Genomic DNA, 16,959 nt, shown 5'->3' on the forward strand with positions numbered 1-16,959 from the left:
GAGTGTGACTGATATGGAGTACGGCGGCGGGGGCGACGACGCGCATGACGGAACGCGCTGGATCGTCCTCGTCGTCAGGGTCCCGGCCGAGCCCTCCCGGCACCGGGTGGCCGTCTGGCGCGAGCTGCGCAAGACCGGCGCGCTGTCCCTCGGGCAGGGGGTGTGGGCCGTACCGGACGTGCCGCTGTTCGCCGACGGGATCGGCCGGGTACTGGAACTGACCGAGCGCGCCGGCGGCGAGGCCGTGTCGCTCGCGGCCACCGGGCGGGGCAATCAGGACGGGCGGCGGCTGCGCGCCATGTTCACGGCCGCCCGCTCCGCCGACTGGGCCGAGTTCATCGCCGACTGCGGCAAGTTCGAGGCGGAGCTGGCGAAAGAGATCCGCATCGCCAAGTTCACGCTCGCCGAGCTGGAGGAAGAGGAACAGTCGCTGGAGCGGCTGCGCCGCTGGCACCGGGACCTGACCGCGCGGGACGTCTTCGGCGCCCCCGAGTCCGCCGAGGCCGGCGAGCGGCTGAAGGTCTGCGTGGCGGCCTGCGAGGACTACGCCGAGCGTGTCTTCGCGGCACTGCACCAGGTACCGGAGCAGCGGATGCCCGAGGAGGGGAAGCGGGAGCCCGGCGAGGAATCCGGCCGATGACCACATCCCCGCCCCGATGACCGCACCCCCGCCCCGGCAGGCCGCCCCCGCGTCCCGGATGTGGCCTCTGTACGCCGCCGGCTTCACCACCGCCTTCGGCGCGCACGGCATCGCCGCCAACCTCGGCGGCCACTCCGACGACGCGGTGACCTCCCTGCTCGTCCTCGGTGGCCTGCTCGCCCTCTACGACGGCGCCGAGGTGCTGCTCAAGCCGGTCTTCGGCAGCCTCGCCGACCGGATCGGCGCCCGCCCGGTGCTGCTCGGCGGACTGGCCGCCTTCGCGCTCGCCTCCGCCGCCTACGTCGTCGCGGACAGCCCCGCCTGGCTCTGGGCCGCCCGGCTCGGCCAGGGCGCCGCCGCCTCCGCGTTCTCGCCGTCCGCCGCCGCGCTGGTCGCCCGCCTGAACCCGGCCGCCGAACACGGTCGGGCATTCGGCAGTTACGGCTTCTGCAAGTCCATCGGCTACACCCTGGGCCCGCTGCTCGGCGGCGTCCTGGTGTGGGCCGGCGGCCTCGGGCTGCTGTTCGTGGTCCTGGCGGTGCTCGGCGCCGCCGTCGCGCTGTGGGCCGCGGTGGCCGTCCCGCACGTACCGCCGCTGCCCCGGCGGCGGGAGACGGTCGTCGGCCTGGCCCGGCGGCTGGCCGACCCGGCCTTCCTGCGGCCCACCGCCGCCCTGGCCGCCGCGACCGCCGCCCTCTCCGTCGGCGTCGGCTTCCTGCCGGTCTCCGGCGCCGCCGCCGGCCTCGGCACGGTCGCCACCGGCGCCGCGGTCTCGGTGCTGGCGGCCTGCGCGGCCGTGGTACAGCCGAAGGCCGGGCGGGCCCTGGACGACGGCCGCCTCGGCACCCGCGCCGGCCTCACCGCCGGGCTGCTGACCACGGCGGCGGGACTGGCCTGCGCGATGCTCCCCGGCCTGGCCGGCGTCCTCCTCGCGGCAGCCCTGATCGGCGTCGGTACCGGCCTGATCACCCCGCTCGGCTTCGCCGCCCTGGCCGCCTCCACACCCACCGAACGGCTGGGCCGGACCATGGGCTCCGCCGAGCTCGGCCGGGAGCTCGGCGACGCGGGCGGACCGCTGCTGGTCGCCGCCGTCGCCTCGCTGGCCACCCTCACCCACGGCTACGCCGCCCTCGCCCTGCTCATCGCCGCCGGCCCCGTCCTCGCCCTGCGCAGAAGCGCCCGGAACGCCGCCGAGAACACCGCGTAAAAGATCTTCTGAATTTCTTCGGCAGTGCCGGTCATTGGATCTTCCCGATAATCACCGTTGACGCGTATTCCCCCGAATGCCAGATGTCCGGCCCGCTGTTGTGCTCGTTAGGTGAATGTGACGTGGCGGGAAAAAAATGCGGCTGAGGACAGTTCGATGAGCCCGTTCCGGGCAGCTGATCAGACCACTGCGGAAAGCATCACCGGGTGCTCTGATCTGCTCGAGGACTTCCTCAGAGCAATCAGCCGGATGGAGAGTGAATATCTCCGTGCGGCTCTGGAGGGGGAGAAGATCTAGAAATGAGGTCCGACTATGACGCGGTAGAGCAGCAGCCTCATTACGCTCAGCGGCTCGACATGCAGAACCTCTGGCAGGCCCCTGAGCAGGGGATCTCCTCGTCGGGTGGCTGGGATCTGGACGCGGAGCTGGCTCACATGCTGAGCACGACGCAGGGCCTGGATCTCGCCGATCTCGTGCCCCCTCCGCCGCCGCCCCCGCGGAGTGACGACAGGCCCCAGGCCCGCCCGGTCCATCGGAAACGACCTCAGACGGGCGCCCGGATCTTCGGCGGAAATCCGAAGATCGTGAGCGTCTCCGTTCTGGTCACGTTAATCACCTTGTGTGCGGTGACGATGCTCACATGGTCCATCTCGTATTCGTACGATCAGCTCCGCGACATCGCGCTTCTCGTCGTTTCGGAGAAGCTGGCCCAATGGTGGCCGCTGACGGTGTACGGACCGTGGCTGCTGGCCGGTCTGTCCATCCTGCGGGCCTCCGTCCAGCGCCGGACCGCCCGGCGGTCCTGGGCCGTCATGCTGATCTCCTCCGGCACCGCGGTCGCCCTGTGCATCGGCCAGTCGGCGGATTCCCTGCTCGCGATGGTGATCGTCGGAATTCCCCCGATCACCGCCCTGGTCTGCTTTCGCGAGCTTGTCGGCCAGTTTTCGACGCGCCCCGGTCCGAAGCACGCCGCCGACACGATGAACAACCCCAAGCAGCCCAAGTCGTAGACCGCCGCCGGGGTTCCGGGACCCGGGTCCGGGTCAGGACCGGTACGGCTGCTGAGGCCGCCCGTACGGCTGCTGACCCCCGGGGCCCCCGGCGGCGGCCTGCGCCCGGAGCTGCTCGGCCTGCTCCTGGGGCACCTTGTGCTCCGCACCGCAGAAGGTGCACTGCGTGGCGTACTTGGTCGAGACCGGGAAGAGCGGCACGAAGAACAGCGTGAACTTGGTGACGCGCTTGCGCAGCGTGTGCGCCGCGGGGTTGCCGCACTGACCGCACACCAGCGTGAGTATCGCGAGCTGGTAGCGGTAACCCTTGGTGCCGAAGATGATCACGCGGCGGTCCTTTCCGATCAGTTCCTGCGCCAAGCGTGCCTCACGACGACGCCCCCTGTCCCGTGTCGGGGGCAGGGGGCGTCGGACGCAGGGCCGTGACGGCTACTTCACCGGCTCGGGCTCCGGCTCGTTCTCCGTCTGCGCGGTGTCCTCGGGGTCCACCGGCGTCTTGACCGACTCCAGCAGCAGCTGGGCGACGTCGACGACCTGGATGGACTCCTTGGCCTTGCCCTCGTTCTTCTTGCCGTTCACGGAGTCCGTGAGCATGACGAGACAGAACGGGCAGGCGGTGGAGACGATGTCCGGGTTCGTCGAGAGGGCCTCGTCGACGCGCTCGTTGTTGATGCGCTTGCCGATCCGCTCCTCCATCCACATCCGCGCGCCGCCGGCGCCGCAGCAGAAGCCGCGCTCCTTGTGGCGGTGCATCTCCTCGTTACGCAGGCCCGGGACACTGGCGATGATCTCGCGCGGCGGCGTGTAGATCTTGTTGTGCCGGCCCAGGTAGCACGGGTCGTGGTAGGTGATGATGCCCTCGACCGGGGTCACCGGGACCAGCTTGCCCTCGTCGACCAGGTGCTGCAGCAGCTGGGTGTGGTGGATGACCTCGTAGTCGCCGCCGATCTGCGGGTACTCGTTGCCGATCGTGTTGAGGCAGTGCGGACAGGTGGCGACGATCTTCTTCGCCGACCTGGGCTTGCGGGACTCCTCCGTCACCTTGCCCTCGTCGTCCGTCTCCTCGCCGAACGCCGTGTTCAGCGCCATGACGTTCTCCATGCCGAGCTCCTGGAACAGGGGCTCGTTGCCGAGGCGGCGGGCGGAGTCGCCGGTGCACTTCTCGTCGCCGCCCATGATCGCGAACTTCACGCCCGCGATGTGCAGCAGCTCGGCGAAGGCCTTGGTGGTCTTCTTGGCCCGGTCCTCCAGGGCGCCGGCGCAGCCGACCCAGTACAGGTACTCGACCTCGGTGAGGTCCTCGATGTCCCGGCCGACGACCGGGACATCGAACTCGACCTCCTTGAGCCACTCCAGGCGCTGCTTCTTCGCCAGGCCCCAGGGGTTGCCCTTCTTCTCCAGGTTCTTGAGCATCGTGCCCGCCTCGGACGGGAACGCGCTCTCGATCATCACCTGGTAGCGGCGCATGTCGACGATGTGGTCGATGTGCTCGATGTCCACCGGGCACTGCTCGACGCAGGCGCCGCAGGTGGTGCAGGACCACAGGACGTCCGGGTCGATGACGCCGTTCTCTTCGGCGGTGCCGATCAGCGGACGCTCGGCCTCCGCGAGGGCGGCCGCGGGGACGTCCTTCAGCTGCTCCTCGGAGGCCTTCTCCTCGCCCTCCATCGTCTTGCCGCCGCCGGCCAGCAGGTAGGGCGCCTTGGCGTGCGCGTGGTCGCGCAGCGACATGATCAGCAGCTTGGGAGAGAGGGGCTTGCCCGTGTTCCAGGCGGGGCACTGCGACTGGCAGCGGCCGCACTCGGTGCAGGTGGAGAAGTCCAGCAGGCCCTTCCAGGAGAACTGCTCGACCTGGGAGACACCGAAGACGTCGTCGTCACCGGGGTCGGTGAAGTCGATCGGCTTGCCGCCGGAGGTCATCGGCAGCAGGGCGCCGAGGGCGGTGGAGCCGTCCGCGTTGCGCTTGAACCAGATGTTCGGGAAGCCCAGGAAGCGGTGCCAGGCCACACCCATGTCGGTCTTCAGCGAGACCACGATCATCCAGATGAACGAGGCCGCGATCTTCAGGGCGGCGAAGAAGTACGTGAGGTGCTGGAGCGTGGAGACGTCCATGCCCTCCAGCCAGTGCACCACCGGGTACGAGATGAAGAACGAGGCCTCGTAGCCGTCCACGTGGTGCTGGGCGCCCTCCAGCGCGTGCAGCATGAAGATGCAGACACCGACGATGAGGATGATCGTCTCGACGAAGTAGGCCTGGCCGGTGTTCGAGCCCGCGAAGCGGGACTTGCGGCCCGCCCTGCCCGGCCGGGACAGCTGCCGGATGACGACCAGCGTCGCGATGCCGACCACCGTCATGGTGCCGATGAACTCGACGTAGATGTTGTACGGCGCCCAGTCGCCGATGACCGGCAGGATCCAGTCGGCCTTGAAGAGCTGGCCGAAGGCGTTGACGATCGTCAGCAGCAGTGTGTAGAAGCCGATCGCGACGAACCAGTGCGCGATGCCGACGATGCCCCAGCGGTTCATCCGGGTGTGCCCCAGGAACTCCTTCACCAGGGTGACGGTGCGCTGGTAGGGGTCGTTGGTCCGGGATCCTGCGGGCACGGGCTGACCGAGCCGCATGAAGGTGAAGATCTGGAGGAGGGCGCGGCCGAACAGTGCCACGCCGACCACGATCAGGACCAGCGACACGATGATCGCGGCGAGTTGCATTTCGGGGCTCCTCGGGCCTGCGAGGCGACATTACTAAGCGGTAACTTATGCAGTCCTCTGAGACTACCCGCATCCTCGGTCGCACTGTAGCCAGGCGCGGGGTGATCTGAATCGCTGAGGCTTGCCTTAAGTGCGCATCAGGGTTCTCTTCCGAACGAATCGTGTTATTCATCCCGAAATGGTATATACGCCACTAATCTAAGCCCGTGCTTTACGGGATCGCCGCCGCCACCACCGCCCTCGTCGTGACCGCCCTCCTCGCGATGCTGCTCCGCCTGCCCGCCCTGCGCTTCGGCATCGTCGACCGCCGGCGGCAGCGGCCGCTGCCGCTGCTGGGCGGGGTCGCCGTCGCGCTCGTGACCTGCCTGGTCGCCGCCGCCGGCGAGTGGACCCGGTTCGCTCCGCTGGGCTCCGAGATCGGACGCCTGCTGATCGCCGCGGGCGCCGTGGCCTGCCTCGGGCTGGTCGCCGACGTGCGGCGGGTCAAGGCGCGCTTCCTCGTCGGCGGTACGGCCGTGGCGGCGGCCTGCGTGGTGCCGTACGGCGACACGGGCATCCTGCTCGGGCTGGTCGCCGTCGGCTGGATCGTCCTCGTCGCCGTCGGCTTCAAGGCGCTGGACCACGCGGACGCCCTGGTCGGCACCGTCGGGGTGCTCACCGCCTTCGGTGTCGGCATCTGCGCGGCGGCCGAGGTGATGGACGAACTCGCCGTGCTGCTCAGTGTGCTGGCCGCCGCCCTGACCGGGTTCCTCATGCACAACTGGCACCCCGCGCGGATCGGCCTCGGGGCCACCGGCTCCCTGTTCGTCGGGTTCGTGCTCGCGTCCTCGGCCGTGATGACGCGCGCCGGGCTCGATCCGGTGTCGAGCGCGGGCGTGCTGTACTCGCTCACCGCCCTGGCCACCGCCGACGTCGTACTGGTGGCACTGTCGCGCCGACTGGCCGGACGCCCGCTGCTGCGCCGCGGACCCGACCATCTGGCCCACCGGCTGCGCCGGATCGGGCTCACTCCGCAGGGCGTGACCGTACTGCTGGGTGTCGCGGCCTTCTGCGGGGTACTCGTCGGCGTCCTCGTGCACCTGGGATGGATGGCGCGCTCCGGGGCGCTGTGGGTGGCGGTGGTCGCGCTGATCGCCGTCTTCGCGCTGCTGCACATCAAGACCTACGGACCTCGGCGTCAACCGAGAGTTCCGGTGCAGGACTCCGCGCGAGTCTCGGACCGTGTGGCGTCCTCGCAGGTCGGAGCCCAGTTGCGTGTAAGGAACGGATAAGAGTTGAGTGGGGTCGACTCAGCTCTGTTGACCCATATCGAGCCGTCGTGCACACTTGAGTCCGTTCCACTCAAGTCAGCTGGAGGAATCAACCATGGCACGTGCGGTCGGCATCGACCTGGGCACGACTAACTCCGTCGTCAGCGTTCTGGAGGGCGGCGAGCCCACCGTCATCACCAACGCCGAGGGTGCCAGGACCACGCCGTCCGTCGTCGCCTTCGCGAAGAACGGCGAGGTGCTGGTCGGCGAGGTCGCCAAGCGCCAGGCGGTGACCAACGTGGACCGGACCATCCGTTCGGTGAAGCGTCACATGGGCACCGACTGGAAGATCGAGCTGGACGGGAAGCCGTTCAACCCGCAGCAGATCTCGGCGTTCATCCTCCAGAAGCTGAAGCGTGACGCCGAGGCCTACCTGGGCGAGAAGGTCACGGACGCGGTCATCACCGTCCCGGCCTACTTCAACGACTCCGAGCGCCAGGCGACGAAGGAGGCCGGCGAGATCGCGGGCCTGAACGTCCTGCGCATCGTCAACGAGCCGACGGCCGCCGCGCTGGCCTACGGCCTCGACAAGGACGACCAGACGATCCTCGTCTTCGACCTCGGTGGCGGCACCTTCGACGTGTCCCTCCTGGAGATCGGCGACGGCGTCGTCGAGGTGAAGGCCACCAACGGTGACAACCACCTCGGTGGTGACGACTGGGACCAGCGCATCGTCGACTACCTGGTCAAGCAGTTCCAGGCCGGTCACGGCGTGGACCTCAGCAAGGACAAGATGGCCCTCCAGCGCCTGCGTGAGGCCGCCGAGAAGGCCAAGATCGAGCTGTCCTCGTCCACCGAGACCTCGATCAACCTGCCCTACATCACCGCCTCCGCCGAGGGCCCCCTGCACCTCGACGAGAAGCTGACCCGCGCGCAGTTCCAGCAGCTGACCGCGGACCTCCTGGAGCGCTGCAAGACCCCGTTCTTCAACGTCATGAAGGACGCCGGCGTCTCCATCGACGAGATCGACCACGTCGTCCTCGTCGGTGGCTCCACCCGTATGCCCGCCGTCGCCGAGCAGGTGCGCGAGCTGACCGGCGGCAAGGACGCCAACAAGGGCGTCAACCCGGACGAGGTCGTCGCCATCGGCGCCGCCCTGCAGGCCGGTGTCCTCAAGGGTGAGGTCAAGGACGTCCTGCTCCTCGACGTGACCCCGCTGTCCCTCGGCATCGAGACCAAGGGCGGCATCATGACCAAGCTCATCGAGCGGAACACGACGATCCCGACCAAGCGGTCCGAGATCTTCACCACCGCCGAGGACAACCAGCCCTCCGTGCAGATCCAGGTCTACCAGGGCGAGCGAGAGATCGCGGCGTACAACAAGAAGCTCGGGATGTTCGAGCTGACCGGTCTGCCGCCGGCCCCGCGCGGTGTCCCGCAGATCGAGGTCGCCTTCGACATCGACGCCAACGGCATCATGCACGTGACCGCGAAGGACCTCGGCACGGGCAAGGAGCAGAAGATGACCGTCACCGGTGGCTCCTCGCTGCCGAAGGACGAGGTCAACCGGATGCGCGAAGAGGCCGAGAAGTACGCGGAGGAGGACCACGCCCGCCGCGAGGCCGCCGAGTCCCGCAACCAGGGCGAGCAGCTCGTCTACCAGACGGAGAAGTTCCTCAAGGACAACGAGGACAAGGTCCCAGGCGAGGTCAGGACCGAGGTCGAGGCCGCCGTCGAGGAGCTGAAGACCGCCCTCAAGGGCGAGGACACCGCCGAGATCCGCACCGCCACCGAGAAGGTCGCCGCGGTCTCCCAGAAGGTGGGCCAGGCCATGTACGCCGACGCCCAGGCCGGTCAGGCCGCGGGCGGCCCCGAGGGTGCCGCCGGCGGCAAGGCCGACGACGACGTCGTGGACGCCGAGATCGTCGACGACGAGCGCAAGGACGGTGTCGCGTAATGACGGAGGAGACCCCGGGCTTCGAGGAGAAGCCCGACGTCCCCTCCGGCGCGACCCCTGACGACGCCGAGCCGAAGGCCGCAGCCTCGCCGAACAGCGAGGGGGCGGCCCCGGCCGGGGACGGAGCAGCAGACGCCGGTCTGGTGGCCCAGCTGGACCAGGTCCGTACGGCGCTCGGCGAGCGCACGATGGACCTCCAGCGGCTCCAGGCCGAGTACCAGAACTACCGCCGCCGCGTGGAGCGCGACCGGATCACGGTCAAGGAGATCGCCGTCGCGAGCCTCCTGACCGAGCTCCTGCCCGTGCTCGACGACATCGGCCGCGCACGGGAACACGGCGAGCTCGTCGGCGGGTTCAAGTCCGTCGCGGAGTCGCTGGAGACCGTCGCGGCGAAGATGGGTCTGCAGCAGTTCGGCAAGGAGGGCGAGCCCTTCGACCCGACGATCCACGAGGCGCTGATGCACTCCTACGCGCCGGACGTCACCGAGACGACCTGCGTCGCGATCCTCCAGCCGGGGTATCGCATCGGCGAGCGCACCATCCGCCCCGCGCGGGTGGCCGTGGCCGAGCCCCAGCCGGGCGCGCAGACCGTCAAGGAGGAGTCTGCCGCCGAGGCGGCCGACGACAAGGAGAGCGGTGGCCCGGACGAGGGCTGACGTTTCAGACGCGACGGGAAAGGAGGGACGTCGGGGATGAGCACCAAGGACTTCATCGAGAAGGACTACTACAAGGTCCTCGGCGTCCCCAAGGACGCCACCGAGGCCGAGATCAAGAAGGCGTACCGGAAGCTCGCCCGCGAGAACCACCCGGACGCCAACAAGGGCAACGCCAAGGCGGAGGAGCGTTTCAAGGAGATCTCCGAGGCGAACGACGTCCTCGGCGACCCCAAGAAGCGCAAGGAGTACGACGAGGCACGCGCCCTGTTCGGCAACGGCGGCTTCCGCCCGGGGCCGGGCGGCGCGGGCGGCGGTTCCTTCAACTTCGACCTGGGCGACCTCTTCGGAGGCAACGCCCAGGGCGGGGGCCAGCAAGGAGCCGGCGGCTTCGGCGGCGGACTCGGTGACGTCTTCGGGGGCCTGTTCAACCGCGGCGGTGCGGGCACCACCCGTACCCAGCCCCGGCGCGGCCAGGACATCGACACCGAGGTCAGTCTCAGCTTCACCGAGGCGATCGAGGGTGCGACGGTCCCGCTGCGGATGTCCTCGCAGTCGCCGTGCAAGGCGTGCGCGGGCACCGGCGACAAGAACGGCACGCCCAGGGTGTGCCCGACCTGCGTCGGCACCGGCCAGGTGGCACGGGGTTCGGGCGGCGGCTTCTCGCTGACCGACCCCTGCCCGGACTGCAAGGGGCGCGGCCTGATCGCCGAGCACCCGTGCATGGAGTGCAAGGGCAGCGGCCGGGCGAAGTCGTCGAGGACCATGCAGGTCCGCATCCCCGCCGGGGTGTCGGACGGCCAGCGCATCCGGCTGCGCGGCAAGGGCGCGCCGGGAGAGCGCGGCGGCCCGGCCGGCGATCTGTACGTCACCGTGCACGTCGACGCCCACCCGGTGTTCGGCCGCAAGGAGGACAACCTGACGGTGACCGTCCCCGTGACCTTCACGGAGGCGGCCCTCGGCGGCGAGGTCAGGGTTCCCACCCTGGGCGGACCGCCGGTCACCCTGAAGCTGCCGCCCGGCACGCCCAACGGCCGCACCATGCGGGCGCGGGGCAAGGGCGCGGTCCGCAAGGACGGCACCCGCGGAGACCTCCTGGTCACCGTCGAGGTGAGTGTCCCCAAGGACCTGACGGGGAAGGCTCGTGACGCGCTTGAGGCGTATCGCGAGGCCACCGCGGGCGAGGACCCGCGGGCGGAGCTGTTCCAGGCCGCGAAGGGAGCATGACGGAGATGGACGGTCGTCGACGCGGTGACAATTTCCGCGGTCCTTATGAACTGACCGAGGAGACCCCGGTCTACGTCATCTCGGTGGCGGCCCAGCTCTCCGGCCTGCACCCGCAGACACTGCGCCAGTACGACCGTCTGGGCCTGGTGTCCCCGGACCGCACCGCCGGCCGCGGCCGCCGCTACTCGGCCCGCGACATCGAACTGCTCCGCCAGGTGCAGGCGTTGTCGCAGGACGAGGGCATCAACCTGGCCGGCATCAAGCGCATCATCGAACTGGAGAACCAGGTCGCCGCGCTCCAGTCCCGGGTGGCGGAACTCCAGTCCGCCCTGGAGGGCGCGGCGGCGGCGATGCAGCAGCGCGAGGCGGCGGTACACGCGTCGTACCGCCGCGACCTGGTGCCGTACCAGGAAGTGCAGCAGACCAGCGCACTCGTGGTGTGGCGCCCGAAGAAGCCGAAGGACTAGGCGGACGCGCACGGACAGGGGCCCGGAGGATTCTCCGGGCCCTTTCGTGCGCCGTCGGGGCCTGCCGTCGGCCACCGGCCGTCGGCGACCGTCGCAGAGCTCCAGTGAGGCGCTCTGCGTGCTCTGGCGGCCGTAGGCGTCCACGGCGTACACCTCGGCGACGCAGGGGCCGTCGAGAGCAGGGTGCCCGCGGCGGTCGTGCGTCTGGCTGAGTTCATTCGATCCTCTGGTCGAGTGCGGGGCAGCGGCGGGCGCTGCCCTCATCAGGACCCGTGAGGAATGGGGTTGGTTGTACGGATCTTGGTCGCGTGCTCGATCAGGGTTTGGTGACGGGGTTGTAAGGGGTGTCTGGAGGCGTTCCGCTCCGTCTTCACATGATCAGCGGAGCGTGGTGTTGCGCACTCGTTAAGTGATTCCGCTTGACGCTGGGGGCCGTCGGCGCGTTGGCTTTTCAGTCATCTGGGCGCGTTGGCGCGCCCGTGTCCCGATGGCACCAGAAGTGAGCTTCTCTATGCGTCCCTTGCGCCCCCTGCGCCGCACCGCCACCGCCGTGGCCGCCGCGTCCACGATGACCCTCTCGCTGGCCGCGTGCGGGGCACTGGGCGTCACCGGGGACAGCAGTGAGGCGAGTCCGACCAAGGGCGACGACATCACCGTCGGGCTGTTGCTGCCGGAGACGGCGAACACGCGCTACGACAAGTTCGACTACCCCATCATCAAGAACAAGGTCGAGGAGCTGACCGACAAGCAGGGCAGGGTCGTCTACCTCAACGCGGACGCGGACGCCTCGAAGCAGGCGAGCCAGCTCCAGAAGATGATCGACGACCGCGTCGACGTGATCCTGCTGGACGCCGTCGACTCGCACGCCATCGCCGACGGGGTGAAGAAGGCCAAGGACGCCGGCATCCCGGTCATCGCCTACGACCGCCTGGCCGAGGGCCCGATCGACGCGTACGTCTCCTTCGACAACGAACTCGTCGGTGAGGTCCAGGGCCGCACGCTCCTGGAGGCGATGAACCCGGTCGACTCCTCCGACAAGATCGTCATGATGAACGGCTCGCCCACCGACCCGAACGCGGGGCAGTTCAAGGCGGGCGCGATGTCCGAGCTCAAGGGCGTGGTGGACATAGCCAAGACGTACGACACCAAGGACTGGAAGCCGGAGAACGCCCAGGCCAACATGGCCGAGGCGATCAAGGCCGTCGGCGTCAACAACATCAAGGGCGTCTACTCCGCCAACGACGGCATGGCCGGCGGCATCATCAAGGCCCTCCAGGCGGCCGGCGTCACCGAGCTGCCGCCGATCACCGGCCAGGACGCCGAACTGGACGCCGTGCAGCGCATCGTGAGCGGCGAGCAGTTCATGAGCGTGTACAAGTCGTACCCGCAGGAGGCCGAGAGCGCCGCCGAGATGGCCGTGGCCAAGGTCCAGGGCCACGACATCCAGTTCGACTCGCTCACCCAGGACCAGGTCGACAGCCCGACCGACAAGGACATCCCGGCGCTGCTGGTCCCCGTGGTCGCCCTGACCGGGAAGAACATCAAGGAGACCGTCGTCGCCGACGGGATCTACACGGTGGACGACATCTGCACCTCCGAGTACAAGGCGGACTGCAGCTCGCTCAAACTGAGGTAACACCTTTCTCCGCGCCAAGTGCCGCCGGGGCGCTGCCCCGGCGGCACTTGGCTGTCCGCGCACCGTCCGCCGGCCGGGCCGTACCGGTCGCCCGCGCGTTGACGTCGTATGCGATTTCTTGTTCGCGAACTCCCCGGGGACGCCCCGGCCCTCGGCGTGCCCGCCAAAGGCCGGAAATGCACCCCCAGCTTGTTGCAAGTCGACGTGCGGAGGCCCGTGGATAACGGGGCGAACCGGTATCTTACGGCGGCCGTCCCGGCAGAAGCCGTGTTGCGGAGCACGGCCGGTCCGCGCATAGTTGCGCTGCGGAAGCGCGAGCGAAACCGCGGGGCCGACAGGGCCGAGCACGGTGGGTCCGCCGACCGGGCCCCGCCCTGCCGGTGCGTCCCGGCAGGGGTGTCGACACCGCGCTCCGGAGGTGAGCGAGCCGGCGACAGAGGCAGGAACCGGGGGTGGATGGGCGATGGCCGGGCACGGGGCGCAGGAGCATCCACACGGTGCCGACCGGCTGTGCGAGGCCGGGGACCGGGTGTACTCCCGGGCCGTACGACGCGGCCGTGTGCCGCGCCAGGACGCGGATCCGGTGCCCTGCCTGCTGGAGTTGGCGCTGCTGCACCCCGACCCCGACGACATGGACTGGCTGGTGCCGACCTCGCCGCAGGAGGTCATGACGCGGCTGCTGCGCGGGGTCTACGACGAGGTCAGCGCGAGCCAGCGGCGGATGGGCTCGGCGGTCGCGGCCTTCGAGTGGTACGCCGCGCTCGGCCCCCAGCCGTCACCGGTGTCCGGCACCGACACCGCCATGCCGGCATCGGCCATCCGGGTCCTGGAGGGCGACTCGCGCATCCAGGGCGCACTGGACGAGGCGACGCAGGCGTGCACGACCGAGGTGCTGACCGTGCAGCCCGGTGGCATCCGGCCCGAGCACGAGCTGACGGAGGGCCTGCACCGGGCGATGGCGCTGCGCGGGCGGGGCGTGCGGATGCGCGACCTGTACACGCATGTGGCCCGGCACGGCCAGGGCCTGCTCAACTACCTGGAGCTGATGGGCGACTCGGTGGAGGCCCGCACGCTGGACGAGGTCATCGACCGGCTCATCCTGTTCGACCGCACGGTGGCCTTCATCCCGGCGAACGCCGACCGCACGCTCGCCCTGGAGCTGCGGCATCCCGGGCTCGTGCACTACTTGGTGACGGTCTTCGAGCGGCTGTGGCGCCTCGCGATCCCGCTGACGGCGCCGCTCCCCGACACCGGCATCGAGGGCATCTCGCACCGCGAGCAGTCCATCGCCGCGCTGCTCGCGGAGGGCCACCAGGACGCGGTGATCGCGGAGCGCCTGGGGATAAGCGTCCGCACGTGTCGCGCCCACATCGCCCGGCTCTCGGAGACGCTGGGGGCTGCCAGCCGTACCCAACTCGGGGTGCGGATAGCGCAGGTGGGGCTGGATCGGTCGTGGGCTTCTTCGTCGGAGGCGGCGGTGATCAGGGTCGCGGGGTTTCCCGCAGGTCAGGGGCTGCCGGGTCAAGAATCCCCGACCGGCCTATGAGGTAGCCGAGTTGGGCCCGGCTCTCGCTGCCCAGCGTCGCCGCGAGCTTGGCTATGTGGACACGGGCGGTGCGGATGTTCATGCCGAGGCGGTCGGCTATCGACGCATCGGTGTGTCCCTCGACCAGCAGACTCGCGATGGCGCGCTGGCGCGGGCTGACGCCGTTGAGGGCGGGCGGCTGGACGGCTTCCGGGTACATGGGTGTGGCCAGGCGCCAGAGGCGGTCGAAGGTGGTGGCGAAGTAGGACACCAGGGTCGGGTGCCGGACCTCCAGGGCGGCGGAGCCGGCCGATTCGGCGCGGATGAAGGCGATTTCGCGGTCGATGACGACGAGTCGGTCGGTGACCTCGTCGAGCGTGCGGACCTCCGCGTCGCCCCTGAGCTGCTCGTAGCGGCCCGTGACGGCGGCGGAGTGGCGCTGGGTGTGCTGGTAGAGGGCGCGGATGCGGCCGCCCCGGTCGAGCAGGGCCTGATCGCGGTCCAGGGAGGCGGCCAGCCGGGCGGCGGGGTTCTGCCCGTTGTAGGGCTGGATGGCGAGGAGCTCGCGGCGGGCGTCGGCCATGGCCTCGCCGATGGCCTCGTTGATCCGCTCGGGGCCCCGCCGGAGGCAGATGGCCGGTGGGTCCGCCGGCGCCGTCGTCCGTCCGCCGATCCGCATGAGCGGCTCGAAGGTCTCGGCCAGCCGCTCCCCGCGCCGTCGCTCGTCGGCGACACGGTCCTCGGAGACCCGCAGCAGCCTGTGGAGGGCGAGAGCGGGCGCCACGGGCTCCAGCCGGTCCAGGTCCTCGACCGTGGGCTGGAGCAGGCCGAAGTCGATCAGGCAGGGCACTTCGTACACGTCCGGGGCATCCACGTACCCCTCGCGCAGGGCCTGGGCGTACAGCCGCAGCCCCGGCTCGCACATGTCGTCCGCTCCGTGGCTGTGTGCCGGTGCGTTCACGCGTCGTTCTCCCCTGCGGTTCACTGCTCCTGTTCCAGGATCCCCGACTGTGCGATGAGATAGCCGAGCTGTGCGCGGCTGCCGCTGCCCAGCGAGGCGGCGAGTTTCGCAATGTGCGCGCGGCAGGTGCGGACGTTCATACCCAGCCGACGGGCTATGGCCTCATCGACGTGTCCCTCCACGAGCAGCTTGGCGATGGAGTGCTGGATGTCGGTGATGCCGTCGGGGGCCGTCTCGTACGGGGCGCCGGCGGTCAGCGGGACCGCGCGGTTCCACATGAACTCGAAGACCTTGATCAGGTAACGGATGAGCCCGGGGTGACGCAGTTCCAGGGCTACCTGCTGGTCGTCCCGGGTGGGGATGAAGGCGACCGACTCGTCGCAGATGATGAGCCGCTCCACCAGCTCGTCGATCGTGCGGTACTCCACTTTCCCGTTGGAGAGCTGGGCGACGTAGGCCAGCTTTTCCGGGTTGTAGCGCGCCGTGTGCTGGTAAAGGGTTCGTATCCGCGCGCCTCGTTCGATCATCGGGCGATCGCGCTCCAGCCCCTGGAGGAGCTGGTGCTCGGAGAGACGGTTGCTCGGCTGGACCGTGAGCATCTCGGTGTGGCACTGGGCCGTGGCCAGATTGAGGGCGGCGTTGATCCGCTGCCCGCCCTCCAGCACGGTGATGGAGTGCGTGCTTCCCGGCACCTGGGTACTGAGATCCATGAACGGCTGGAGTGCCTCGGCCAGATCGACCGACATCCGTCTGCGTTCGGCGATCTCCCGCTCGATCGGATTGAGACGCTGAGCGAGGGCAACCGACGCCGGCACGGGGCGCAGCCAGTTCGCGTCGTCAGGGTCCGGGTAGAGCAGAGCGAACTCCATCAGACAGGGTGCGGACACCACGTCCGCACGTGCGATACGCCCCGTGCGCAGTGCGTTCGCATAGAGTCGGCCACCTTCCGCGCACATCTCGGTCATCGCATGGGGATGTGTCGCTTTAGTCGGATTCGCTGCCAAATCTCCACCCCCCAGGGTCCTGAACATGCAGGAACATGATGCACCGATCGTGTGGCCATGAAGTGCCCGAATGAGCCATCGTCTTACTCGACGGGGGAAGAGGGGACCTTCAAGTGAGGACGAAGCCGACTATGCGGAACAGAATGCTTCGCTCGATTCTTGTCGCCGCCTTCTCCACCGTTGTGGCCTTCGGAGTCCTGAGTGGCCTCTCGGAAGCGAAGAGCGACTCGCGAGCGGACAGTACGTGGCCGTCGTCGAAGACGACTGTCACGATCGCCGGGGACAGCACTTGGCCCACCTCCGCCGCGCGGGACCGCGCCGAGGGGCCGGCATGACCACCCCACCCGACGACCGCTCCTTCCGCCGCGAAATGGCCACCGCCTACCGCTCCGGCTGGCACTTCATCGACCTCGTCACCGCGATCCCCCACCCCGGTGACTCGTTGATGGTGACGGTGTTCGGGGAGCCGGTCGTCGTGACGCGGGACGAGGACGAGGACGTCAGGGCGTACCGGTGTCTGCGGCGGCCTCGGGGGGCGCCGCAGCCCGTCCGGTGTGCCGTCCGCTACGGAATGATCTTCGTCAACCTCGATCAACGAGACCACCGGCTGGTGGAACCGGAGGCCCCGGCCCCAAGGACCATCTCAGCCACCCCCCGCAGTGCCTGACGCGATTCCCCCGTCGTAACAGATCGCTCAGGTGCTTCCCCCC

The 16,959-nt window shown here is 69.4% G+C and carries 15 protein-coding genes; 11 read left to right on the forward strand and 4 right to left on the reverse strand.

The window, feature by feature from the left end:
* Window positions 1-13 precede the first annotated feature (13 nt).
* The 3 genes from AC3ETA_RS21350 to AC3ETA_RS21360 all read left to right on the forward strand — a co-directional run bounded on the left by AC3ETA_RS21350 (window position 14) and on the right by AC3ETA_RS21360 (window position 2,857).
* Entirely contained in the window at window positions 14-640 is a 627-nt protein-coding gene (locus AC3ETA_RS21350; protein WP_432194521.1) for a Chromate resistance protein ChrB, read from the forward strand.
* Between the two features lie 16 nt (window positions 641-656).
* A complete protein-coding gene (locus AC3ETA_RS21355; RefSeq protein ID WP_432194501.1) occupies window positions 657-1,847 on the forward strand; it encodes an MFS transporter in 1,191 nt (396 codons plus the stop codon).
* A gap of 299 nt (window positions 1,848-2,146) precedes the next feature.
* Window positions 2,147-2,857, forward strand: coding sequence for a DUF2637 domain-containing protein (locus tag AC3ETA_RS21360; RefSeq protein ID WP_432194502.1), 711 nt, complete (start codon window positions 2,147-2,149; stop codon window positions 2,855-2,857).
* A 33-nt stretch (window positions 2,858-2,890) separates the two neighbouring features.
* On the opposite strand, the gene AC3ETA_RS21365 is transcribed toward AC3ETA_RS21360, so the two are convergent.
* The gene (locus AC3ETA_RS21365) at window positions 2,891-3,184 is read right to left on the reverse strand and encodes a zinc-ribbon domain-containing protein (RefSeq protein WP_432194503.1); all 294 of its coding nucleotides are present in this window, start codon (window positions 3,182-3,184) and stop codon (window positions 2,891-2,893) included.
* Between the two features lie 102 nt (window positions 3,185-3,286).
* Complete coding sequence (locus AC3ETA_RS21370) at window positions 3,287-5,569, reverse strand: (Fe-S)-binding protein (RefSeq protein ID WP_432194504.1); 2,283 nt, start codon at window positions 5,567-5,569, stop codon at window positions 3,287-3,289.
* Between the two features lie 206 nt (window positions 5,570-5,775).
* Between AC3ETA_RS21370 and AC3ETA_RS21375 the strand changes: the two genes are divergently transcribed.
* From AC3ETA_RS21375 to AC3ETA_RS21405, 7 genes are all read left to right on the forward strand, one after another.
* Window positions 5,776-6,840 (forward strand): MraY family glycosyltransferase, encoded by a 1,065-nt coding sequence (locus AC3ETA_RS21375; RefSeq protein ID WP_432194505.1) that lies wholly within the window; start codon window positions 5,776-5,778, stop codon window positions 6,838-6,840.
* A 94-nt stretch (window positions 6,841-6,934) separates the two neighbouring features.
* A complete protein-coding gene (gene dnaK / locus AC3ETA_RS21380; protein WP_432194506.1) occupies window positions 6,935-8,776 on the forward strand; it encodes a molecular chaperone DnaK in 1,842 nt (613 codons plus the stop codon).
* On the forward strand, window positions 8,776-9,432 hold the full coding sequence (grpE, locus tag AC3ETA_RS21385; RefSeq protein WP_432194507.1) for a nucleotide exchange factor GrpE: 657 nt from the start codon (window positions 8,776-8,778) through the stop codon (window positions 9,430-9,432). Before dnaK ends, grpE begins: the two co-directional genes overlap by 1 nt.
* Before the next feature lie 36 nt (window positions 9,433-9,468).
* Entirely contained in the window at window positions 9,469-10,656 is a 1,188-nt protein-coding gene (dnaJ, locus tag AC3ETA_RS21390) for a molecular chaperone DnaJ (RefSeq protein ID WP_432194508.1), read from the forward strand.
* Window positions 10,657-10,661: 5 nt separating this feature from the next.
* Window positions 10,662-11,123 (forward strand): heat shock protein transcriptional repressor HspR, encoded by a 462-nt coding sequence (locus AC3ETA_RS21395; RefSeq protein ID WP_107905303.1) that lies wholly within the window; start codon window positions 10,662-10,664, stop codon window positions 11,121-11,123.
* A 511-nt stretch (window positions 11,124-11,634) separates the two neighbouring features.
* Window positions 11,635-12,759 carry a sugar ABC transporter substrate-binding protein gene (locus AC3ETA_RS21400; protein WP_432194509.1) on the forward strand — a complete coding sequence of 375 codons (1,125 nt, stop codon included), beginning with the start codon at window positions 11,635-11,637 and terminating at the stop codon, window positions 12,757-12,759.
* Between the two features lie 463 nt (window positions 12,760-13,222).
* Complete coding sequence (locus tag AC3ETA_RS21405; RefSeq protein ID WP_432194510.1) at window positions 13,223-14,305, forward strand: helix-turn-helix transcriptional regulator; 1,083 nt, start codon at window positions 13,223-13,225, stop codon at window positions 14,303-14,305.
* On the opposite strand, the gene AC3ETA_RS21410 is transcribed toward AC3ETA_RS21405, so the two are convergent.
* Together AC3ETA_RS21410 and AC3ETA_RS21415 are read right to left on the reverse strand one after the other, a co-directional pair.
* On the reverse strand, window positions 14,241-15,245 hold the full coding sequence (locus AC3ETA_RS21410; protein WP_432194511.1) for a helix-turn-helix transcriptional regulator: 1,005 nt from the start codon (window positions 15,243-15,245) through the stop codon (window positions 14,241-14,243). The genes AC3ETA_RS21405 and AC3ETA_RS21410 overlap by 65 nt on opposite strands.
* A gap of 20 nt (window positions 15,246-15,265) precedes the next feature.
* Window positions 15,266-16,210 (reverse strand): helix-turn-helix transcriptional regulator, encoded by a 945-nt coding sequence (locus tag AC3ETA_RS21415; protein ID WP_488187641.1) that lies wholly within the window; start codon window positions 16,208-16,210, stop codon window positions 15,266-15,268.
* A gap of 370 nt (window positions 16,211-16,580) precedes the next feature.
* Between AC3ETA_RS21415 and AC3ETA_RS21420 the strand changes: the two genes are divergently transcribed.
* Window positions 16,581-16,916 (forward strand): Rieske (2Fe-2S) protein, encoded by a 336-nt coding sequence (locus AC3ETA_RS21420; RefSeq protein ID WP_030945423.1) that lies wholly within the window; start codon window positions 16,581-16,583, stop codon window positions 16,914-16,916.
* The last annotated feature ends 43 nt before the right edge of the window (window positions 16,917-16,959 follow it).

This window comes from Streptomyces sp. bgisy027, from assembly GCF_057710365.1.